The 21,154-nt window shown below is 66.8% G+C and carries 16 protein-coding genes and 5 tRNA genes; 14 read left to right on the top strand and 7 right to left on the bottom strand.

The features are described from left to right. Positions 1 to 34: 34 nt before the first annotated feature. The 3 genes from LK459_RS04685 to LK459_RS04675 form a co-directional block, all read right to left on the bottom strand. Positions 35 to 796: a crotonase/enoyl-CoA hydratase family protein gene (locus LK459_RS04685; protein WP_227921993.1), complete on the bottom strand. Its 762-nt coding sequence runs from the start codon at positions 794 to 796 to the stop codon at positions 35 to 37. Then, positions 793 to 1,896: an MBL fold metallo-hydrolase gene (locus tag LK459_RS04680; protein ID WP_227921991.1), complete on the bottom strand. Its 1,104-nt coding sequence runs from the start codon at positions 1,894 to 1,896 to the stop codon at positions 793 to 795. The genes LK459_RS04685 and LK459_RS04680 overlap by 4 nt, the downstream gene beginning before the upstream one ends. Positions 1,897 to 1,965: 69 nt before the next feature. After that, positions 1,966 to 2,910 carry an alpha/beta fold hydrolase gene (locus LK459_RS04675; RefSeq protein WP_227921989.1) on the bottom strand — a complete coding sequence of 315 codons (945 nt, stop codon included), beginning with the start codon at positions 2,908 to 2,910 and terminating at the stop codon, positions 1,966 to 1,968. A 103-nt stretch (positions 2,911 to 3,013) separates the two neighbouring features. Between LK459_RS04675 and LK459_RS04670 the strand changes: the two genes are divergently transcribed. The 5 genes from LK459_RS04670 to nrfD all read left to right on the top strand — a co-directional run bounded on the left by LK459_RS04670 (position 3,014) and on the right by nrfD (position 11,212). Then, positions 3,014 to 4,588 carry an MFS transporter gene (locus tag LK459_RS04670; protein WP_227921984.1) on the top strand — a complete coding sequence of 525 codons (1,575 nt, stop codon included), beginning with the start codon at positions 3,014 to 3,016 and terminating at the stop codon, positions 4,586 to 4,588. Positions 4,589 to 4,755: 167 nt separating this feature from the next. Further along, positions 4,756 to 5,565, top strand: a complete 810-nt coding sequence (locus LK459_RS04665; protein WP_227923573.1) for an alpha/beta fold hydrolase — start codon at positions 4,756 to 4,758, stop codon at positions 5,563 to 5,565. 139 nt (positions 5,566 to 5,704) lie between these two features. Further along, positions 5,705 to 9,043, top strand: a complete 3,339-nt coding sequence (gene fdh, locus LK459_RS04660) for a formate dehydrogenase (protein ID WP_227921982.1) — start codon at positions 5,705 to 5,707, stop codon at positions 9,041 to 9,043. A gap of 10 nt (positions 9,044 to 9,053) precedes the next feature. Further along, positions 9,054 to 10,100, top strand: a complete 1,047-nt coding sequence (locus LK459_RS04655) for a 4Fe-4S dicluster domain-containing protein (RefSeq protein WP_227921975.1) — start codon at positions 9,054 to 9,056, stop codon at positions 10,098 to 10,100. Then, positions 10,097 to 11,212, top strand: coding sequence for an NrfD/PsrC family molybdoenzyme membrane anchor subunit (gene nrfD / locus LK459_RS04650; RefSeq protein WP_007241198.1), 1,116 nt, complete (start codon positions 10,097 to 10,099; stop codon positions 11,210 to 11,212). The genes LK459_RS04655 and nrfD overlap by 4 nt, the downstream gene beginning before the upstream one ends. Before the next feature lie 12 nt (positions 11,213 to 11,224). Here nrfD and LK459_RS04645 read toward each other — a convergent pair whose 3' ends face one another. Both LK459_RS04645 and selD read right to left on the bottom strand, forming a co-directional pair. After that, positions 11,225 to 12,301 (bottom strand): GGDEF domain-containing protein, encoded by a 1,077-nt coding sequence (locus LK459_RS04645; RefSeq protein WP_227921973.1) that lies wholly within the window; start codon positions 12,299 to 12,301, stop codon positions 11,225 to 11,227. 132 nt (positions 12,302 to 12,433) lie between these two features. Continuing rightward, the gene (gene selD, locus LK459_RS04640; protein WP_227921972.1) at positions 12,434 to 13,444 is read right to left on the bottom strand and encodes a selenide, water dikinase SelD; all 1,011 of its coding nucleotides are present in this window, start codon (positions 13,442 to 13,444) and stop codon (positions 12,434 to 12,436) included. A gap of 64 nt (positions 13,445 to 13,508) precedes the next feature. Here selD and LK459_RS04635 point away from each other — a divergent pair. The 6 genes from LK459_RS04635 (at position 13,509) to LK459_RS04610 (ending at position 19,888) form a co-directional block, all read left to right on the top strand. Then, a tRNA-Sec gene (locus LK459_RS04635) sits at positions 13,509 to 13,604 on the top strand. A gap of 32 nt (positions 13,605 to 13,636) precedes the next feature. Further along, the gene (gene selA, locus LK459_RS04630; protein ID WP_227921969.1) at positions 13,637 to 14,995 is read left to right on the top strand and encodes an L-seryl-tRNA(Sec) selenium transferase; all 1,359 of its coding nucleotides are present in this window, start codon (positions 13,637 to 13,639) and stop codon (positions 14,993 to 14,995) included. After that, on the top strand, positions 14,996 to 16,786 hold the full coding sequence (selB, locus tag LK459_RS04625) for a selenocysteine-specific translation elongation factor (protein WP_227921967.1): 1,791 nt from the start codon (positions 14,996 to 14,998) through the stop codon (positions 16,784 to 16,786). Between the two features lie 72 nt (positions 16,787 to 16,858). Further along, a complete protein-coding gene (locus tag LK459_RS04620) occupies positions 16,859 to 17,818 on the top strand; it encodes a helix-turn-helix domain-containing protein (protein ID WP_227921965.1) in 960 nt (319 codons plus the stop codon). Continuing rightward, a complete protein-coding gene (locus tag LK459_RS04615; RefSeq protein WP_227921963.1) occupies positions 17,815 to 18,363 on the top strand; it encodes a dihydrofolate reductase family protein in 549 nt (182 codons plus the stop codon). The genes LK459_RS04620 and LK459_RS04615 overlap by 4 nt, the downstream gene beginning before the upstream one ends. A 136-nt stretch (positions 18,364 to 18,499) precedes the next feature. Then, positions 18,500 to 19,888 carry an HNH endonuclease gene (locus LK459_RS04610; protein WP_007241205.1) on the top strand — a complete coding sequence of 463 codons (1,389 nt, stop codon included), beginning with the start codon at positions 18,500 to 18,502 and terminating at the stop codon, positions 19,886 to 19,888. A gap of 107 nt (positions 19,889 to 19,995) precedes the next feature. Here the strand turns inward: LK459_RS04610 and LK459_RS04605 are convergent. Further along, positions 19,996 to 20,068, bottom strand: a tRNA-Lys gene (locus tag LK459_RS04605). A 216-nt stretch (positions 20,069 to 20,284) separates the two neighbouring features. Here LK459_RS04605 and LK459_RS04600 point away from each other — a divergent pair. The 3 genes from LK459_RS04600 to LK459_RS04590 all read left to right on the top strand — a co-directional run bounded on the left by LK459_RS04600 (position 20,285) and on the right by LK459_RS04590 (position 20,575). Next, a tRNA-Glu gene (locus tag LK459_RS04600) sits at positions 20,285 to 20,357 on the top strand. 38 nt (positions 20,358 to 20,395) lie between these two features. Beyond that, positions 20,396 to 20,472: transfer RNA gene (locus LK459_RS04595), tRNA-Asp, on the top strand. 29 nt (positions 20,473 to 20,501) lie between these two features. After that, positions 20,502 to 20,575 (top strand) — tRNA-Phe (locus LK459_RS04590). Positions 20,576 to 20,614: 39 nt separating this feature from the next. Here LK459_RS04590 and LK459_RS04585 read toward each other — a convergent pair. After that, positions 20,615 to 21,154 carry a DUF1990 family protein gene (locus LK459_RS04585; protein ID WP_007241206.1) on the bottom strand — a complete coding sequence of 180 codons (540 nt, stop codon included), beginning with the start codon at positions 21,152 to 21,154 and terminating at the stop codon, positions 20,615 to 20,617.

The following is a 21,154-nucleotide window of genomic DNA, read 5'->3' as shown; positions in this document are numbered from 1 at the left end:
TAGGCGAGCGTCTGCGAGCTGCGTCACGCCCGGGTCAGTGACCCGTCCACGTCGGTGCACGCTTCTCGGCGAATGCCCGTGCACCCTCCTGCGCGTCGTCGGAGGCGAAGACCGGGTCGAGGATGCCGCGCTGCGCGGCGAACAGCTCCGGATCTGTGTACCGGATGGCCATACTGACGACCTGCTTGGTCGCACGCACGGCGAGGGGGCCGTTGGCGGCGATCCGACCCGCGAGTTCGCGCGCGGCGTCGAGAGCTCCGTCCGACGGCGCCAGCGTGTTCACCAGGCCGAACTCGTGCGCGCGGACCGCGGTGATCGGATCGCCGGTGAGCGCGATCTCCATCGCGAGTTGGTACGGCAGTATCTTGGGCAGGCGCAGTAGACCGCCCGCGGCGGCGGCGAGTCCCCGCTTGACCTCGGGAAGACCGAACTTCGCGTCCTCGGCGGCGACGATCAGATCCGCGGACAGCGCCAGCTCGCAGCCACCTGCCAACGCCCACCCCTCGACGGCCGCGATGAGTGGTTTGCTCGGCGGTGCGGAGGCGATCCCGCCGAATCCGCGACCGGGGACACTGGGAAGTTCGCCCCGCGTGAACGCCTTCAGATCCATGCCTGCACAGAAGGTTTCGCCTGCGCCGGTGAGGATTCCGATGGTGATGTCGTCGCGGCGCTCGAATTCGTCCATCGCGGCGGCGAGTTGTTGCGCGACCTCCTGATCGACGGCGTTCCGCGCGTCCGGCCGGTCGATGGTCACAACGGCTATGCCGTCGGCGAATTCGGTGTGCACCGGGGTCATCGCAGGGATCCTCTCGTGGTTGCGGATTCGACGTCGAGGTCATCGGGCAGGGGATCCGTGATCGTCCAGCGGATCGGCTCGTGACCCGCCGACGAGATGACACCTCGCGCCTCGAGGACGAGTAGATGTGCGTTTGTTTCGCGCAATGCCATGCGCGACAGGGGAATCGACAGCTCGGAGAACGGTCGCGACCACGTCACCGTGCGCGTCACCTCCCACGCTGTCGCGCCGGGTTGGTCGGAGACGGCTTCGGTGATCTCGGTGAGCCGCTCCTCGTGGTGGGAGAGAAGATCCGTCACCCGGTCGGCGAGCCCGCGGAACCGGTACTCATGGCTGGGCATCGCCTCGAGGTCGCCGATGTGCTCGGTCCGCGCGAGAGAGGTGAGGTAGTCGGCCAACGGACTCGGGGTCTGGAACGGATTGGTCGACACGTTCGGGCTGATCCGGGGGAGCAGGTGATCGCCGGTGAAGATGACCCCGGCGTCGTCGTCGGCGAAACAGAGGTGGCCCGCCGTGTGTCCCGGCGTCCAGACCGCGCGCAGATTCCAGCCGGGGACGTCCAGCGGTGAGCCGTCGTCGAGTTCGACATCCATCGTGCGGCCGTCGGGGAGGCGGACGAACTCGAGTAGGCCGGTGTCGGCGACGTCGGTCGGCGCGCCGAGGATGCGCAGGTCTTCCTGGGCTGCCTCGAACTCGCGAGCCTGCTCCGCCTCGGAGTGGAACCGCAGGTGACGTGCGTCCGCGGTGTGCATGGCGACCTGCGGATCGACGTGCTCGAGGAGTCGGGGTACGAGTCCGAAGTGGTCGGGGTGCAGGTGCGTGACGAAGACGTGCGAGACGTCGGTGAGGTCGTGCCCGGTCGCGTGGATGCCGTCGACCAGCATCTGCCAGCCCGCGTCGGTGTTCCACCCGGTGTCGATGAGTGCCAGTCGACCGTCCGCCGTCGCCAGCGCGTACACGAGGATGTAGCGCAACGGGTTGCCGGGCATGGGCACCGGAATCGACCAGAGGCCAGGACGTACTTCTTCGACGGGCGGCAGTTCCTTGCGACCCCACGCCTCGCGCTGACGATGCCCGGTGACCACGATCGACGTACTCATCGTCTCATCCGACCACGGCGCAACCGAGCGCCACAAACACCCGTCGGCTCACGGGCCGTGAGGAAACCCCTATAGGTGATTCGCGCTGGGAACGGTCGCCTGATCCCACACGGCGAGTAGTTCGTCCATCACGTCCGTCGACATTCCGAACAGGCTCAGGTGGCTCTCGCCGTGCAGGCTGAAGAGTTTGGCGTCGGGCACTAGCGACACCACGTGCTCGCCGTGGGCGTAGGGGACGATGTGGTCGTGATCGCCGTGCCACCAGCGCACCGGGGTGACGACGTCGGCAACTCGGAAACCCCAGTCGCGCGAGAACACCCGCACGTCGTTGAACGGCGCCTCCATGCGGTGTGAACCGCCGCTGAGCAGGTCGTCGAGGAACATCGCGCGGAACTCGGGTCGGCTGAGCAACTCGCGGTCGGCGGCGGGGGAGAGCCTGCCGTAGAGCAGGATCGCAGGTTCGGCGATCGGACGTACGAATCGCAACGCCGTACTGATCGCCTGCCCGACCGGTGCGCCGACGAACGGGAGGATGGGTGCAGCGCGGCGGGCGAGTGCCACGGCGCCACCACCGATGGCCTCCGGCCCCACTGTCGGCGCCACACCACCGACGATTCCGGCGACGTGGACGCGCGGCCCGAACTCGTGCGCGACGGCCAGCGCATACGGGCCTCCACCGGACACCCCGATGACGCCGAAGTCGTCGATGCCGAGCGCATCGAGCACATCGACGAGGTCATCACAGAAATCCCGCACGCACTCGTACGGATGGGCCGTCGACGACCCGACACCCGGTCGGTCGATGCCGATGAGCCGGACGCCGCGGGCCGCGGCGTACTCGCGTGCTTCGATCGGGATCTGCCGACGAGCACCGGGAGTGCCGTGGAGCCAGAGGATCGGGCGTCCCGATGCTGAACCGAACTCCGCGAAGCCGATGCGGCGCTTCTTGCGTTCGAGCGATGATGTTCCGACTGCAACGGAGCCCTCGATCTTCGGGCGATCGACGTCGATCATGTGACCAGGATCTCATGATCGACGCTACCGTGGGCGTCAGGGTCCTCGACACCGTTCGCATCTAACGCGTGCCGTCTCCGACGAATGCAGGCATGGTTGAGCCATGGCCTCCGCCTGGCAACCACTGAAGAGTTCGGTCTTCCGGAATCTGTTCATCGCGCAGCTCGTGTCGAACATCGGGTTGTGGATGCAGTCGGTCGGCGCGCAGTGGTATCTCGTCGACCAGCACGCCGGCCCAGCGGTGATCTCGTTGGTGCAGACCGCCAGCCTCGCCCCCACGCTGTTGCTCTCGCTGGTGGCGGGTGTCCTGGCCGACAGCCTCGACCGCAAGTGGCTTCTCGTGGTGATGTCGGTGTACTCGACGGCGATCGGGGTGCTGATGGCCGTGCTGGCGTTCACCGGGCACCTCAATCCCGCCACCCTGCTGATCCTGACGTTCCTGCTCGGCGCGGGTGCTGCGCTCTCGTCACCTGCGTTCCAAGCGATCCAGCCCGAACTCGTCCCGCGTGACGAGATACCCGACGCCGCGTCGCTGGGCAGCGTGTCGGTCAACGCCGCCCGCGCGATCGGTCCCGCGCTGGCAGGCGTGATCTTCTCGTTGGGCGGAGCGGGCACGGTCTTTCTGCTCAACGCCATCTCGTATCTGGCCGTCGTGGTCGCCCTGTTGATGTGGAAACGCTCGGGACAGAGCTCCGACATCGTTCCCGAACGTCTGTCGGACTCGCTGTGGGTAGGGCTGCGCTATGTGGCGGCGGCGCCCATCGTGCGTCGAATCCTGCTGCGATCAGCGCTGTTCGCCATCCCCGCGTCGGCTCTGTGGGCTTTACTTCCGCTGATCGTTGCGCACTCCTTTCATCTCGGATCATCGGGGTACGGTCTCGTGCTCGGCGTGCTCGGCGTCGGCGCGATGATCGGAGTGGCGTTGATGCCGTGGATGCGGCAACACCTTTCGTCGGCGGCGATCCTCGCACTGTCGGCCCTGGTGTTCGCCATAGCGACCATCGGCGCGGCCTTTCTGCCGCTGTGGCCGTGTCTGGTGCTCTTCCTGTTCGCCGGAATCGCGTGGATCGCGACACTGACCACCCTGAATGCGGGGGCGCAATTGACGCTCCCGCAGTGGGTCCGTGCACGCGGGATGGCGGCCTATCTCCTGGTGTTCATGGGGTCACAGGGGATCGGCGCACTGATCTGGGGCGCTCTCGGCTCTGCCATCGGTACGCGGTGGGCACTGGTGATCGCAGGAGTGTGTCTGCTGCTGACCGCGGCGAGCGTGCGGTTACTCCCGCCGTCGCCGGTCACCGGCAAGCTCAGCCGCGACCTGTCGATGGCATGGCCGGTACCGACGTTGATCTTCGAACCCGACCCCGACGACGGGCCGGTCGAGGTCAGTGCGATCTACAACGTCCCGGCCAACCGCCATGCCGATTTCCTCGCCGCCATGCCCGCGGTGGCGAGATCACGCCGACGCACCGGAGCGCGCAACTGGCATCTGTACCGAAGCGCCGACGAACCCGACCACTACGTGGAGCAGTTCATCGTGCCGTCGTGGTCGGAGTATCAGCGTCAGCATCGTGAACGGTGGACCGAGTACGACCACGACAACGTCGCGCGAGTGCTCGCCATGACCGAAACCGGCATACCCGACGAACGGCACCTGTTCAGCACGGATGTTCGCTGAGCGCGCACGGACGGAAAACGCCAGCGTGACGGCGTACCGTTGTTCGGGTGAGTGCAGACGTTTCCCCGGCAACGCAGAGCTCGACGCCGTCGTCGATTCAACGGATCATCCGCGGTGTTCGCCACGTGGCCACGCCCTATCCCGTTCGTGATCTGCCCGTCGGTCGGATGGTCGAATTACCCGGCCGTGGAACCACATTCGTCACCGACTCCGGACCGGAGGACGCTCCCGCCGTCTTTCTGCTGCACTCGGTGCTCACGACGGGTCTGCTCTGTTGGTATCCGTCGATCCCGCAGCTGAACGGTCGCTACCGGGTCATCACACTCGACCAGCGGTGGCACGGGCGCGGAATCCAGGCGGCCGGGTTCGATCTGCGCGACTGCGCCGACGACGTCGTCGCGCTCGCCGACGTCCTCGGCATCGACCGTTTCATCGCCGCCGGGTTCTCCATGGGCGGCGGGATCGCGCAACTCGCGTGGCGCCGACACCCGGGCAGGGTATCGGGGCTCGTGTTGTGCTCGACGGGGCCGTTCTTCAGTGAGCGAGACCCGCATCGGCGCGGCCGCGACGCCCGCATCGGACGAATCCTGCGCCCGATCTACGAATCGCTACCGCGCCCATCGTCGGAGAGCCTCGATCAGCCCTCGAAGCACACCACCGTGTGGGCCTTCAAACAATTTCTGTCGACGCCGCTGTCGCACGCAGGCGATTTCGGCGAAGGCCTCGGCAACTTCGACTCCCGCCCATGGCTCGGCGAGATCGACGTCCCCACGTCGGTCGTCGTCTCGACCCGTGACCACACCGTCGAGCCGGAGCGACAACAATTGCTCGTCGACGGCATTCCTGGCGCACGCCGATTCGACGTCGATGGCGGCCACGCCTGCTGCGTGATCGGCGTCGAGAAGTTCCTCCCGCCCTTCGTCGCCGCCGTCGACGCGGCCGCCCTCGCGTCTCCGGTGCTCGTCAGTCGGGGCTGATCGGCGCGTCCGAACGTTCCGCTGAACGCCGTGGCAGACGATGCTGTCGGCGGCCCGCGGCCACAAGACCTTCGACGCGGATCTCGCCGGCGATCCCGACAAAGGCTCGCTGTGAGCAATCTGGAGTAGGGTCGGAATCGTGCCCTCCTTCAGCCCATTGGAGTGGCCGGTCTTCCGGCAGTTGCGCACCGGCGACAAGTACGGCCGCGGTCCGGCCGTACAGTCTCCGCGCACCCGCGCCACCGAGTCGAGGACCGCCACCGCCGATCGCGTGGTGCAGAGCGTGTGCCCGTTCTGCGCTGTCGGCTGCGGGCAGAAGGTCTACGTCAAAGACGATCGCGTCATCCAGATCGAGGGCGATCCCGATTCGCCGATCTCGCGCGGGCGGCTGTGCCCGAAGGGCGCCTCGAGCGAACAACTGGTGAACAACCCGATGCGGCAGCGCACCATTCGTTATCGCGCGCCGTATGCGGCCGAGTGGACCGATCTCGATCTCGACACGGCCATCGACATGATCGCCGACCGGTTCGTCGAGTCGCGGCGTCGGACCTGGCAGGACACAGATGACCAGGGTCGCGTGCTGCGTCGCACCATGGGCATCGCTTCGCTCGGTGGCGCAACGCTCGACAACGAAGAGAACTATCTGATCAAGAAACTCTTCACCGCGGCGGGCGCGATTCAGATCGAGAACCAGGCGCGTATATGACACTCCGCAACCGTTCCCAGTCTGGGAGCCTCATTTGGACGCGGCGGCGCCACGCAATCACTACAGGACATGGCGAACTCCGACTGCATCGTGCTCATCGGCGGCAACATGGCCGAAGCGCACCCGGTTGGATTCCAGTGGGTCGTTGAAGCACGCTCCCGCGGAGCGCGCGTCATCCACGTCGACCCGCGGTTCACGAGAACGTCGGCCAACGCCGACAAGCACATCTCGATCCGTGCCGGCTCCGATGTCGTGCTGCTCGGCGGGCTGATCAATTACATGATCACTCACGAGCGGTACTTCCGGGAGTACGTCGTCGCCTACACCAACGCCGCGACGATCGTCAACGACGACTACCGCGACACCGAAGACCTCGGCGGGTTGTTCTCCGGGTTCGATCCCGAGACCGGACAGTACGACCCGTCGACGTGGGCGTACGCCGACGCCGAGGACGGTCGCATCGAGTCGCCCGGCGGTGAGGAGCACGGTGACTCGGCGGCAGCGCGTGCGGCCGGCGACCAGCACGGTTCCGGAGGGCCTCCCCTCGAGCATGCGAAGGTGCTGCGCGACGACTCGCTGACCGATGAGCGCACCGTCTTCCAGATCCTGAAACGGCACTTCTCCCGGTACACCCCGGAGATGGTCCGCGACATGTGCGGCATCTCGATCGACGAGTTCACCTACCTCGCCGAGTCGATCGCCGACAACTCGGGCCGCGACCGCACAACGTGTTTCGGCTATGCGACCGGGTGGACGCAGCACACCCTCGGCGCGCAGTTCATCCGTACCGCCGCTGTCCTGCAGTTGCTGCTCGGCAACGTCGGGCGCCCCGGTAGCGGGATCATGGCGTTGCGTGGGCACGCGAGCATCCAGGGATCCACCGACATCCCGACGCTGTTCAATCTGCTTCCCGGTTATCTGCCGATGCCCTCGGTGGGTAAGCACGACACCTTCGAGCAGTACCTCGAAGCGGTGGGTTCGCCTGCGCAGAAAGGCTATTGGGCCTACGCCGATACCTACATGGTGAGTCTGCTCAAGGCGTGGTTCGGCGACGCCGCGACGGCCGACAACGACTGGTGCTACGACTATCTGCCCCGATTGAACGGTCCCGCTGGGACGTATCAGACAACGGTGTCGATGCTCGACGACGAGGTCGAGGGCTACTTCGTGCTCGGCCAGAACCCGGCGGTCGGGTCGGCGAACGGTAGGCAACAACGCCTCGCGATGAGTCACCTGAAGTGGCTCGTGGTCCGCGATCTGAACATGATCGAGTCGGCGACCTGGTGGAAGGAGGGCCCCGAGATCTCCTCCGGAGAGTTGCGCACCGAGGACATCGCTACCGAGGTCTTCTTCATGCCCGCTGCCACCCATGTCGAGAAGGCAGGCTCGTTCGCCCAGACCCAGCGCATGGTGCAGTGGCGGCACCAGGCGGTCACACCGCCGGGTCAGGCGCAGAGCGAACTCGACTTCTTCTACGAGCTCGGTAAGCGAATCCGGCAGCGGCTCGAGGACTCCGACGATCCGCGCGACCGACCGCTGCTCGACATGACGTGGGACTACCCGCTCGACGAGCACGGCAACCCCGAACCGGAGTCGGTGCTCTCGGAGATCAACGGTTACGTCACATCTGGCGAGCACGCGGGTGAGAACCTGACCAGCTACACACAAATGAAGGCCGACGGCTCGACGGCTGGTGGCTGCTGGATCTACACCGGCGTTTACGCTCACGCGACCAACATGGCTGCGCGACGCGTCCCGCACGGCGGCGACTCGGTGAGCCAGCACGAGTGGGGTTGGGTGTGGCCCGCCGATCGTCGAATTCTCTACAATCGTGCCTCGGCCGACCCCGAGGGCAAGCCGTGGAGTGAACGCAAGCGCTACATCTGGTGGGATGCGCAGGCGCACAAGTGGGTTGGCGACGATGTGCCGGACTTCCCGGTCGACAAGGCGCCCGACGCCCGCCCCGATCCTGATCTCGGTGGCGCGGACGGCCTCGCGGGCGATGACCCGTTCATCATGCAATCCGACGGCAAGGGTTGGCTCTTCGCGCCCAAGGGACTCGTCGACGGCCCGCTGCCCGCGCACTACGAGCCGCAGGAATCGCCGGTGGCCAATGCGCTCTACCCGCAGCAGCAGGCGCCCGCGCGAATCATCTTCGCGCGCACCGACAATCTCGACGCTCCGAGCGCAGGCGATGCCGGCTCCGAGGTCTATCCCTACGTGTTCACCACCTATCGGCTGACCGAGCATCACACCGCGGGCGGGATGAGCCGGTGGTCGCCGTACCTCGCGGAACTGCAACCGGAGATGTTCTGTGAGGTCTCGCCGGCGCTGGCAGCAGAGCGCGGGCTGGTCAACGAGGGGTGGGCGACGATCATCTCGCCCCGCGCTGCGATCGAGGCGCGTGTGCTGGTCACCGATCGCATGAAGACGTTGCAGATCAACGGGCGTGACGTCCACCAGGTCGGCCTGCCCTACCATTGGGGAATCGGCAGTGACGCGGTGGTCAGTGGCGACGCCGCCAACGATCTTCTCGGCGTCACACTCGATCCCAACGTGCAGATCCAGGAGTCGAAGGTCGGGTCGTGCGAGGTGATCGCAGGCCGTCGGCCGCAGGGCAGGGCACTTCTCGACCTTGTGCGGGACTACCAGCAGCGCGCAGGCGTGACACCGCAGACCGACAATGTGCGCATCACCGACCCAGAGCACGAAACAATCTATCCGCCAACCGATTCCGACGACACCGACGGAGAGGGATTCACCCGGTGGTGAGGAGTGCGAGATGAGCCATCAACTGTCCGGTCCCACCGACCCGAGTGCCGACGCGCACTGGGGCGACGCCGAGCGTGCACGCAAGGGCTTCTTCACCGACACCTCGATCTGTATCGGCTGCAAGGCATGCGAGGTCGCATGCAAGGAGTGGAACCACAATCCGCGCGACGGCGACCTCGAACTGACCGGCATGTCCTACGACAACACCGTCGCGCTCGGCGCGAGTACCTGGCGCCACGTCGCATTCATCGAGCAGGATCGCGAACGCATCGAGCAGGCACGTGAAGCCGGGCGCGCCCTTGTCGGTTTGGGGATGCCGACGATGCCGGGCGGCGCAGAGCCACAGCCCGAAGTGGACACCACCCCGCCCGATACTTCCCCACCCGATACTTCCCCACCCGATACTTCTCTTCCCGACACCCCCGAGTTCCGGTGGCTGATGTCGTCGGACGTCTGTAAGCACTGCACGCACGCGGGTTGTCTCGACGTCTGCCCGACAGGCGCGTTGTTCCGCACCGAGTTCGGGACCGTCGTCGTGCAGCACGACGTCTGCAATGGCTGTGGAACCTGTGTTGCCGGTTGCCCTTTCGGGGTCGTCGAACGTCGTTCCGACGGAACCGTCGAGCCGACAACACGAGAAGGGCAACGCAAAGGTGAGCAGCCTCCCGTGCCGAGGCGTGGTGTGGCACAGAAGTGCACACTCTGTTACGACCGTCTCGTCGACGACGAGACACCCGCATGCGCCAAGACCTGTCCGACGACGTCGATCAAGTTCGGCGATCACGACGACATGGTCGACACCGCACGCGAGCGCGTCGCGCAACTACACGAACAGGGGATGACCGAGGCTCGCCTCTACGGTGCGAATCCCAACGACGGGGTCGGGGGCACCGGCTCGGTGTTTCTGCTGCTCGACGAACCCGAGGTGTACGGTCTCCCGCCGGATCCGCGGGTGTGCACGGCCGACCTACCCACGATGTACCGCCGTGCAGGCGCTGCGGCCCTCGGCATGGTTGCTGCAGCGGCGGTCTCCTTCCTGACCGGTGGGAAGCGATGACCTCCGACTACGATTCGCTACGCCCACCGGAACCATCGGGGCGTCGAAAGCGTAAGGGCGGCAAGGGGCGTCGACGTAACTTCTTCGGTCAGGGCGACGGTGGGCGCGAGATGTCCATGGTGCCCGACGTCGAGTTCGAGAAGGTCGACGCCGACGGGCACGCGGGCTACTACGGGCACAACGTCGTCAAGCCTCCACCCTGGGACGACAAGGTGGCCACCTATCTGTTCCTCGGCGGTGTCGCGGGAGGGTCGGGTGTGCTCGCTGCCGGGGCGCAGTTGACGGGACGGAAAGTGTTGCGCCGCAACGCCCGCATCAGCGGACTGGCGGCAGCGGGACTCGGTGGGGTCGCCCTGATCGCCGACCTGGGCCGCCCGGACCGCTTCTACAACATGCTGCGGACCTTCAAGGTCACGTCGCCGATGAGCGTTGGCTCGTGGATACTGTCCGGCTTCTCCGGGGGCATCGGCGTGGCAGCCGCGGCGGAGGTCGATCGTCTTCTCCGAGAGCGACTTCCGCTCGGGCCACTACGTTCTGTGCTGCGCGTGGCCGAAGCGCCCGCCGGACTCGTCGGCGGGGCGTTCGGGCCGTTGCTCGCCGTGTACACGGCAGCACTGCTCGGCGACACGGCAACCCCGACGTGGAACGCGATGCACCGCGACCTGCCCTTCGTGTTCGTGAGTTCGGCGAGTCTTGCGGCTAGCGGACTTGCTCTGGTCACCACGCCGCTCGACGAGGCCGGTCCGGCCAGGACCCTCGCCGTACTCGGCGTGGTGGGCGATGTGGCGGCCACCCGGGTGATGGAATCGCGCATGGACCCCGTCGCCGCCGAACCACTCCACCACGGCACCCCGGGCACTCTGATGCGCTGGGCGGAAGGTCTGGCTGTCGCGGGAGGGGTGGGTGCGCTGCTCAGCGGCCGCTCACGTATTGCGTCTGCGGTCTCGGGGACAGCCCTGCTCGCGGCGTCGGCGTGCACCCGCTTCGGTGTCTTCCACGCGGGCATCGAATCGGCCAAGGATCCGCGATACACGATAGAGCCACAGAAGCGTCGCCTCGCTGCTCGTCGTGCCGCCGGTGTCACCGACGACTCCATCACGACTGCGGACTGACAGGTCGGCGCGTCAGCCGAGTCTGCTCAGCCGGGATGGTGTGCGGTGCGCGTGTCTCGCAAGCGGCCGATCGTCTCCGAGATCGGCGACGACAACCCGGTTTCCGCCCTGGCGCTTCGCTGCGTACATTGCGGCGTCGGCCGCCTCGAAAAGCCTGTCGACGTCTTTCGTGCCACCGCCGGAGGCCGCGCTGATGCCGATGCTCACCGTGACAGAAGGCGAGGTGTCGGCAGCGACGCCGACCCGGATACGTTCGGCCAGCGAGCGGGCCGTGCGTAGTTCGTCGTCGAGGATGACCGCGAACTCCTCGCCGCCGGTACGGGCGGCGACCAGGTTGCGGATTCCCGCCAGTCGATGACCTGCCTGCGTGATCCGACCGCCGACGCGCACGAGCACGAGGTCACCGATGTGATGGCCGTGTGTGTCGTTGATGGCCTTGAATCCGTCGATGTCGATGATGATCACCGACATGACAGTGCGGGAGTCGTCGAGGCCGGCAAGGTAGCGTTCCAGGCCGCGCCGATTGGCCATTCGGGTCAGCGCGTCGGTCCCGGCGTCGGAGGCATTGGTGCCCAGCACCCACAGGAAGTAGTGGACGGTCGGGAGAATGACCAGAACAAGGGCAAACGGCGCGATGCCTTTCGAGAGGGCGACCAGCAGCATGTCCTGCCCCCGATCGATCGCGACCAACACGATCAGCAGCACGGTGACGGCCGAGGCGAACACGCCGTGCAGAACGTGGGCACGCGAGGTGCAGAAGAACATCGCGAACACGCTCATGATCGAGAAGATCGTGACACCTGCGACGCCCAGCATGTGATCGTGATGCCCGAGGCATGCCACAGCGATCACCGCGTCGCTGAACAGGAGCACCGTCAGACTCTCGAGCCTGCTCGGCAACGGGAGCACCCACCAGCGCACCACGAGACTCGCGGTGACCAGAGTGGTCAGTACCAAGACCTGCGTGACATACGGAGCGAAGTCGGAGTTCGACGACGTCGCGGCCGCTCCGGCTGCGAAACCGAGCAGGGCTGTTCCGAGAGTGAGGACGAGTCGTTTGAGCGTTCGGCCGCCCAGTTGCTCGAACACGGGCACACGGCGTTGCAGAGATTGCCGATCGCGAAACCACGTCGAGACGGCGAAGCCGGGGCGCTGACGCGACATCATCCCCCCTAGAAATAGGCCCGTCGTCCACGAGAATAGAGTGAGCGCGCTTCGATGTCAGCGAACTGCGATCCCTGCACCTGCAACTATCTCGCCGATCACGGGATATCCGGGGACTTCGCCGACCAGCAGGAGGCCGCCGGACGTCTGGGCGTCGGCGAGCATCAGCAGATCGTTCTCGTCGATGCCGCTGCCGACGTCGAGGTGATCGCGAACCCACTCGAGGTTGCGTCGGCTGCCGCCGGAGACGTAACCGTCGTCGAGCGCGTCGCGGGCGCCGTCGACGAGGGGCACCGCGGAGGTGTCGACGACCGCGCGTACGCCCGACGCCCGGGTGAGCTTGTGGAGGTGGCCGAGCAGCCCGAAGCCGGTGACGTCGGTGCCGGCGCGGACTCCGGCGCGTAGGGCCGCGTCGGCCGCGTCGCGGTTGAGCGTCGTCATCACCTCGATCGCTGCGTCGAACACTTCTCCGGTCTGCTTGTGTCGGTTGTTGAGCATTCCGACGCCGATCGGCTTGGTCAGTGTGAGGGGCGATCCGACGGTCGCGGAGTCGTTGCGGATGAGGGCGTCGGGGGCAGCTATCCCGGTCACGGCCATCCCGTACTTGGGCTCCGGGTCGTCGATGCTGTGCCCGCCTATCACGGGGCAGTCGGCTTGTGCTGCGACTGCCAGCCCGCCGCGCAAGACCTCGGTCATCAACTCCATGGGCAGGACGTCGCGCGGCCAGCCGACGAGGTTGATCGCGACGACGGGCGAGCCGCCCATCGCGTAGATGTCGGAAAGTGCGTTGGCAGCCGCGATGCGCCCCCAGTCGTAAGCGTCGTCGACGACGGGGGTGAAGAAGTCGGCGGTCGAGAGGACGGCGAGGTCGTCGCGGATTCGCACGGCTGCGGCGTCGTCGCCGTCATCGAGGCCGACCAGGATGTTCTCGCCACTCTGGCCGGTCAACCCGGAGACTGCGGCCTCGAGCTCGCCCGGTGGGATCTTGCACGCGCATCCGCCGCCGTGGGCGTACCCGGTCAGCCTGATCGTCGGGCTCTGCGAGGGGCTCGTGTCGACGGTGCTCATCTGACACAGGGTAATCAGGGGTTCGAGCCATCCGAGGTGGGATTCGCTACGGTTGGGTCGGCGAGGAGGCGTCTGGGTTCCTGGTGGTCCCCCCGGTCTTCAAAACCGAGGAGGTCGAGTATCTCGGTCTGGCGGGTTCGATTCCCGTCCGCCTCCGCCACAGCGCCACCGCAGCGGAAAGGAAGGGTGCGGGTGAGTCAGGTCGACGGCACGCGTCCGGAGCGGCAGCAGTCGGATGCCCGACGTCGAATCCCGCGCACCGACCGACTGCTGAGCAATCCCGACATCGCGTCGGCTGCAGCACGACTCGGCGAGCAGTCGGTACGCGACGTCGTGCGTGAGGTCCAGGACTCGGCACGACGCGGTGAACTCGACCCCGACGAGGTGGAGTCGGTCATCTGCGAAGCCCTTGCCCGTCGCCGTGTCGGTTCGGGTCGGGGCGTGCTCAACGCCACCGGGGTGGTCGTCCACACCAATCTCGGCCGTGCACCGCTCTCGGGTGCCGCGTGCGACGCCGTTCTCGACGCCTGCGGCTACGTCGACGTCGAACTCGATCTGGAGTCGGGGACACGATCGCGACGCGGAGCAGCGACGCGCGCCGCCCTCCTGCGTGCCTGCCCCGCAGCGAATGACGCGTTGATGGTGAACAACGGTGCCGCGGCGATGGTGCTGGCCACGACAGCGCTCGCCGCCGGACGCGAGGTGGTCATCAGCAGGGGGGAGATGATCGAGATCGGTGCGGGATTCCGCCTGACAGACCTCATCGACTCGACCGGCGCGCGCCTGCGTGAGGTCGGCACCACCAACCGCACCCACCCGGGTGACTACGCGAGGGCCATCGCCGACGGCGACGTCGGGTGCGTACTCAAGGTGCATCCGAGTAACTATCGTGTCAGCGGGTTCACCGCGGAGGCGACTATCGCTGAAATCGCCGAAATCACTGTCGGGCAAGGTGTTCCACTGATCGCCGATCTCGGCAGCGGACTTCTCGTGCCCGATGCGACGCTGCCGGACGAGCCGGACGCATCGTCGGCGCTGACCGCGGGCGCGGATCTGGTGATCGCCAGCGGCGACAAACTACTCGGCGGCCCACAGGCCGGAATCCTGCTCGGCGACGTCGATCTCATCGCTCGGTTGGCCAAGCATCCGCTGGCGCGGGCCGTGCGCGCCGACAAACTGGCTCTGGCGGCGATGGAGGCGACGCTGACCGGGCCTACGCCACCGGTGACCGAATACCTCCACGCAGACCCGGATCTGTTGCGCGCCAGGACCGAGAGTGTCGCGACGGCCATCGGGGGCGTCGACGTGGTTCCGCACGACGGCAGGGTCGGTGGGGGAGGAGCGCCCGGAGTGCCGTTGCCCGGCTGGGCGATCCGACTCCCCGAGCGTGCCGCGCATGCCCTCCGTACAGGTGTTCCCGCAGTGCTGCCGCGAGTCCACGACGGCGCCTGCCTCGTCGACCTGCGTTGTATCCCGCACGCCGACGACGCGACCGTCGCCGCAGCCGTGCGACGTGCTCTCGATTCGGCCGGGCCGGGATCGGCCGATTAGATGTACGTCGTCGCCACTGCCGGTCACGTCGACCACGGCAAGAGTGCGCTGGTACGCGCGCTGACGGGTATCGAGCCCGATCGATGGGCAGAAGAGCGTAGACGAGGGCTCACCATCGACCTCGGGTTCGCCTGGACCACAACGCGATCCGGCGCAGATCTGGCCTTCGTCGACGTGCCGGGTCACCAGCGCTTCCTCGGCAACATGCTCGCGGGCCTCGGGCCGACACCGGTCGTGATGTTCGTCGTCGCCGCGGACGAGGGGTGGCGCAGGCAGTCGTCGGACCACCGCGACGCGATCGTCGCACTCGGCATCGACCGCGGTGTTGTGGTGCTGTCGCGTGCCGACCTCGCGGACAGGGGACGGATCGACGAGGTCGTCGCCCAGGTGGCCGACGAGTTCGACGGAACGGGGCTGGTCGACGCTCCCGTTGTCGTCACGTCCGCGCACACCGGGCACGGGATCGACGCCCTGCGTGACCGGCTCACAGACGTCCTCGAGGACGGACCGGTTCCCTCCGACGCTGCGCCCGTTCGGTTCTGGATCGACCGATCGTTCAGCATCACCGGAGCAGGTGCGGTGGTGACCGGAACCCTGTCGGCAGGATCACTCGGTCGGGGCGACACACTCGATCTGGTGACCGACAACAACGTACGGTCCGTCGGGATACGTGGGGTGCAGAGTGAGAACGCGCCGCGTGAGCGCGTCGGTCCGGTCAGTCGTGTGGCGGTGAACCTCAGGGATGTGTCCGCATCGGACATCGCCCGCGGCGATCTGCTGCTCACCCCCGGCATGTGGCGGCTGACCGACACCGTCGACGTTCGTCGGGTCAGCGGTCCCGGGTTAGACTCCGTGCCAACAGGTCTCGGCGTCCATGTCGGCACGGCCGCACCGCACGGTCGAGTGCGCCCCTTCGACGCCGAGCACGCGCGAATGACACTCGACCGCGCGTTGCCGTTGATCGTCGGCGACCGTATCGTCCTGCGTGACCCGGGCAGTGGACTCATCGGCGGGGGTGTCGTGCTGGACGCGGAACCTCCCGAGTTGCGGCGGCGTGGTGATGCGGCGCGTCGCGCAGAGGCGTTGTCGGACATGCGCACTGACGGCGACGCGCTCCACGAGGTGGTGCGTCGCGGCGCGGCGACCGTCGACCACCTCACGCGACTCGGGGTCGCCACCGCCGGCGAGAGTGCGCCTGCCGGAGTGCGGGTCGTCGGGGACTGGTGGGTTGACGAGTCTGCCTGGGAGATCTGGATCAAGCGGCTCCGGGCTGCTGTCGACGCTGTGGCCGTGGAGGATTCGATGTCGCGGGGACTGCCGAGGGCGAGCGTGGTCGGCGCGGTCGGCTTGCCATCGGACGCGCTGGTTGCCGCTCTCATCGCAGACGCTGGTCTCGATCATGCCGATGGCTACCTCACGAAGCAGGGTGCGGTCCCCGGACTCGGCGACGCGGAGGAGGCGGTCGCAGCGCTCGAACGCAGATTCGCCGACAACGCTTTCGCCGCACCGGAGGCCGACGACCTCTCAGCGCTCGGTCTGGGCCACAAGCAGTTGGCCGCGGCCGAGCGACTGGGGCGGTTACTGCGCTTGCGCGACGGGATCGTGGTGTCGCCGCGCTCTCCGGCGCTGGCCATGCGGGTGCTCGCGGGGCTGGAGCAACCGTTCACCACCAGCGAGGCCCGCAAGGCGCTGGGAACCACCCGCCGTGTCGCGATCCCGCTTCTCGAGCATCTCGATGCCCGCGGTTGGACGAGACGCCTCGACTCCGGTCACCGCGAGGTGGTGCGGTGAGGTTGTCGTGCGACCAGCGGGAGCGCAAGAACGGTCGGGCGATGAGCAGCTGACGGGCTCCATACTGGCCCTATGCCTACGCAAGGACGGGATCGACTCCGCGAACTGCTCGACGCAGTGCTCGCCGACGACAACTCGACACTCGGGAACATGGCCGCAAGTGTCTACTCGTCGCCGTTTCACTTCAGTCGACGAGTTGCACGGGACGTCGGCGAGCCGCCGGCCGCGCTCCGACGCCGCGTCCTCCTCGAACGGGCCGCATGGCAGTTGCGACACGGAGCGTCGGTGACCGATGCGGCCTTCGCCGCGGACTATGAGTCAGTCGAGGGTTTCAGCCGCGCGTTCGGGCGCGCTTACGGTCACCCGCCGAGCGCGATGCCGTCGGGCGTCGAGGGGCGCGGGCACTGGTTGCCTGCCCCGAACGGAATCCACTTCCATTCGCCGACAGTCCTCTACGTCGCGGGATCGAGCACGTTCGGCGATGGGACCACGGCGTCGAGCGGTGACCTGGTGTCGCTGCTCGTGCGCCACGACGTCGACGACATAGCCGCGTTGCTCGACGTAGCAAAGTCGTTGAGTGACGAGGACTTCGACCGGGTGCACTTGCCGGGAAACACGACGATCGCCTGGGACGGGCACGACGAGTCGTTGTCCGATGTGCTGCACCATCTCGTGTTCGCCACGGTGCCGTGGATGGCCAGTATCGACGGCGACGACCTACCCGACGTGGACATACGGTACAGCGCGGCGGAACTCGCCGACCGATACGACGACATCGCCCCGCGGTGGCTGGCGACGGTCCGTGAGATCGACCGACGCAAAGCGTGGGCGGACAGCATCGTCGACGCGCTGTGCGATCCGCCGGAATCCTTCGTGCTTGCCCACATCGTCGCGCATGTGCTGACGTTCTCGGCTCACCGTCGACAACTTGCCCGAACGATGTTCGCCCGGGTGGGGATCGACACCTCGGCGCCCGAACTCGACCCCGACCCGATCATGTGGCAGCGCAGGCAATTCGGAGGTGTCCAGTGAGTACGACAACGCGGTTTCGCTTCTACACGGCGACGAGTCTCGACGGCTTCCTCGCCGATGCCTCCGACTCACTCGATTGGCTGCTCACTCAACCGATCGACGACGACGGTCCGATGAACTACGCCGACTTCATCGGCGGTATCGGCTGCCTGGTGATGGGGTCGACCACCTACGAGTGGGTCGTCGAACACGAAGTGGAACAGGGTAATCCGTGGCCGTACGAGATCCCCGCGTTCGTGTTCTCCACGCGCGACCTCGCAACCGTCGCCGAGAGTGTTCGTGTCGTGTCCGGGGCACCGGGCGTTCACCGTCAGGCCCTTCTCGACGCGGCAGCTGGTCGCGATGTGTGGGTCGTCGGGGGCGGCGATCTCGCCGCCCAGTTCTTCGCGGCCGGGATGCTCGACGAACTCATCGTCTCGATCGCACCGGTCCTGCTCGGTTCGGGACGGCCGCTCTTCACCGCGCGGTGCGAACTCGAACTGCTCGACGTCGCACGTAACCGCGGATTCATCTGCGCGCGTTACGACGTCGCGGCGTTCCGCTGAACGCTTGTGCCTTGTCGGCGTTCAGCGGAACGCTTGTGCCTTGTCGGCGTTCAGCGGAACGTTCACTCCGAAACCCTGTCAGTACCCGCCGATACGATGCCCTTATCGAACACATCATCGATCTCCAGGGGTGGCCATGGCCGGCGGCAGCACAGACATATTCGACGAGGCTGATCCGTGCGAGCTGGCGGTGGGGGAGATCGCCGACCGGCTGGAAGGCTACGCGGGCCAGATCGCGAGTATGACTGCCCGGTTCCTGCTCCTGGTGTCAGAATTCGACCGACGCACCGGCTGGTCGGGTGACGGGATCATCTCGTGCGCACACTGGTTGACGTTGCGGACCGGGCTGTCGACGCGAACCGCGCAGGAGTACGTGCGGGTGGCACGCACCCTCGACGAATTGCCGAAGATACGTGTGGCGTTCGCGCAGGGGCGGTTGTCGTACTCGAAAGTGCGTGCACTGACTCGCGTCGTGACACCCGACCGCGAGGACGAACTGCTCAACGTCGCGTTGTCCGCCGACGCCGCCCAACTCGAGCGGGTGGTCCGGGCTATCCGCTCCATAGATCAGCGGGAGCGCGAGGCCACCGAGGGTGAGGTCGAATCAACCGCGTCGTGGGAGTGGAATTCCGACGGCACCCTGTCGGTGCGGATGCGTTTGTCGGCGGTAGACGGGGCGTCGTTCATGGCGGCGACGGTCCGCGCCGAGTACGAGCGCACGCGGACGTCCGGGTCCGACGACCGCGGTCCGACCGTCGCCGATCTCGTGGCCGCACAGATCGAACGAGCCGGTGGGGCAGATCGCGAAGCCGACATCGAGGAGGCCGGTCTCGAGCCTGCGGATAGACGGCTGTGGCGCCACACGCCTGCGAACATCGCACCCGCGGTGGTGCTGATGGCAGAGACGATGCAGTCAGCGATCGAGGTGCCCACGTTCACGCCGGGTGCCGAAGTGGTCGTCCACACGCATGAGCGCGGCGAGGGCGTAGCTGACCGCACCGCGGCAGTCGCTCCCGATGCGCACGTCGAGGGTGGTCCGGCCCTGTCGGCGGTGGAGGTGGCTGAGGTGTCGTGCTCCGGCACGACGACCGACGTCCGCCACGATCGGAGGGGGACGGTGACGTCGTGGGGGCGTCGAACGCGGGTGCCGTCGACGCGGACCTTGCGGGCGATTCTGGACCGTGACGGCGGGTGCCGCTACCCGGGATGCGGACGGACACGGCACCTGCACGCGCATCACGTCCGGTTCTGGTCGCGTGGCGGGGCCACGACGCCCGACAACCTGGTGCTGCTGTGTTCGTCGCATCACCGAGCGCTACACCGAGGCGAGTTCTCGATCGAGGCGCATGCGTTGCAGCAGTTCATATTTCATCGGCAGGTCGATGGGACCGTGATCGAGCGGGCGCCGTCGATCAGTGCGGCTCAGGGATGGCGGCCGGCAGCGATCGCCGACGGCGCGGTGGTGCCCGAGAACCCCGGACGGCTCGACCTCGGATACACGACCGAGGTCTTGTACGCCGCGTGAAGGTTCAAGCAGGCCGCCAGCAGTCGCGACGATTCGACGACGAGGACCTTGGCGGCGTGAGGGCGTTCAGCGGAACGCCGGCGTAGTGAGCGCCTCGCGATGACGAGTGCCCCCAGTAGGGCTCGAACCTACGACCTGCGGATTAAAAGTCCGTAGCTCTACCAACTGAGCTATAGGGGCGGGTGCCTCGACGCGGTGGCCGACGCAGGATGTGAGTTTACAGGTCTGCCTGGCAGCGGTGCGTTGACGGTCCGGATGGAATTGTCGATGCCCTTCACGCCCGAACCGGGTATGGTGTCCACAGGGCGCCTTCTCGCGCGAAATGCGGCCTGACCAGGCGATTTGTGAATTGCGCGAGCGGTGTCCTAAGCTGAGTCGGCTCCCAACGGAGAACCGGCCCCCTTCGTCTAGCGGCCTAGGACGCCGCCCTTTCAAGGCGGTAGCGCGGGTTCGAATCCCGTAGGGGGTACAACTGAGCCCCTACGGGGGAGCAGGAAAATTGAACATGGCCCTGTGGCGCAGTTGGTTAGCGCGCCGCCCTGTCACGGCGGAGGTCGCGGGTTCGAGTCCCGTCAGGGTCGCCAAAGGTTTCCGGTGTCGCACCGGACCTTCCGGCCAGGTAGCTCAGTTGGTACGAGCGTCCGCCTGAAAAGCGGAAGGTCGCCGGTTCGATCCCGGCCCTGGCCACTGAGAAAAACCACCTGGCAACAGGTGGTTTTCTTGTATTCAGGCACTGCGTTGCCGCGTCGCCGCTATATGTTCCACCGCGTTTAGGTAGCGCCGCGTCATCAGCGCCTGGACGGTACGCGCGATCGGTCCACCGAGTCGGGTATACCAACGACCAGGACGTGAGAAGGCGCAGATCGTCGCCACCACAGAGTCGTCGGCTCGCCATTCCACCGCGAACAATTCTTCGCCACTTTCGGGATGACCGGGTAGCGTGCCGTAGGCGAATCCGGAGCAATCGGGTTCGTCGACGACGTACACCACTCGGCACGGGACGCGGATGGGTCCGAGAAACCATGCGGAGCACATCATTACCGTGCCCACCCGGGCCGACGGGGTGCTCGCCCGTACGGTTAGTCCAGCACCTCGGTGCATTTCGTACCGAAGAATCGCGTCCCCGATGGTCCTGAAGTCGGATTCGCCTCGGCCGACGACGCGTTCTGCGCGGCTCACGTGGGCATCTGAAGGGAGCGTTCCGCGAGTAGCGCCGATCTCGTCGTAGGTGACTGACGCGCCGATCCAGTTGCCGAGGTCGGTCAT

The organism is Gordonia otitidis (assembly GCF_020735545.1).
Taxonomy (GTDB): Bacteria; Actinomycetota; Actinomycetes; order Mycobacteriales; family Mycobacteriaceae; genus Gordonia; species Gordonia otitidis.
The sequence above is the reverse complement of the archived record's forward strand: the minus strand, read 5'-3'. Positions and strand labels throughout refer to the sequence as shown.

Coding starts and splice junctions, on each gene's coding strand:
- LK459_RS04685 (WP_227921993.1), bottom strand. CDS start 796: ATGACCCCGGTGCACACCGAATTCGCCGACGGCATAGCCGTTGTGACC.
- selB (WP_227921967.1), top strand. CDS start 14,996: ATGTACGTCGTCGCCACTGCCGGTCACGTCGACCACGGCAAGAGTGCG.
- LK459_RS04665 (WP_227923573.1), top strand. CDS start 4,756: ATGGTCGAATTACCCGGCCGTGGAACCACATTCGTCACCGACTCCGGA.
- selD (WP_227921972.1), bottom strand. CDS start 13,444: ATGAGCACCGTCGACACGAGCCCCTCGCAGAGCCCGACGATCAGGCTG.
- LK459_RS04680 (WP_227921991.1), bottom strand. CDS start 1,896: ATGAGTACGTCGATCGTGGTCACCGGGCATCGTCAGCGCGAGGCGTGG.
- LK459_RS04675 (WP_227921989.1), bottom strand. CDS start 2,910: ATGATCGACGTCGATCGCCCGAAGATCGAGGGCTCCGTTGCAGTCGGA.
- LK459_RS04655 (WP_227921975.1), top strand. CDS start 9,054: ATGAGCCATCAACTGTCCGGTCCCACCGACCCGAGTGCCGACGCGCAC.
- nrfD (WP_007241198.1), top strand. CDS start 10,097: ATGACCTCCGACTACGATTCGCTACGCCCACCGGAACCATCGGGGCGT.
- LK459_RS04620 (WP_227921965.1), top strand. CDS start 16,859: ATGCCTACGCAAGGACGGGATCGACTCCGCGAACTGCTCGACGCAGTG.
- LK459_RS04610 (WP_007241205.1), top strand. CDS start 18,500: ATGGCCGGCGGCAGCACAGACATATTCGACGAGGCTGATCCGTGCGAG.
- LK459_RS04670 (WP_227921984.1), top strand. CDS start 3,014: ATGGCCTCCGCCTGGCAACCACTGAAGAGTTCGGTCTTCCGGAATCTG.
- LK459_RS04585 (WP_007241206.1), bottom strand. CDS start 21,154: ATGACCGACCTCGGCAACTGGATCGGCGCGTCAGTCACCTACGACGAG.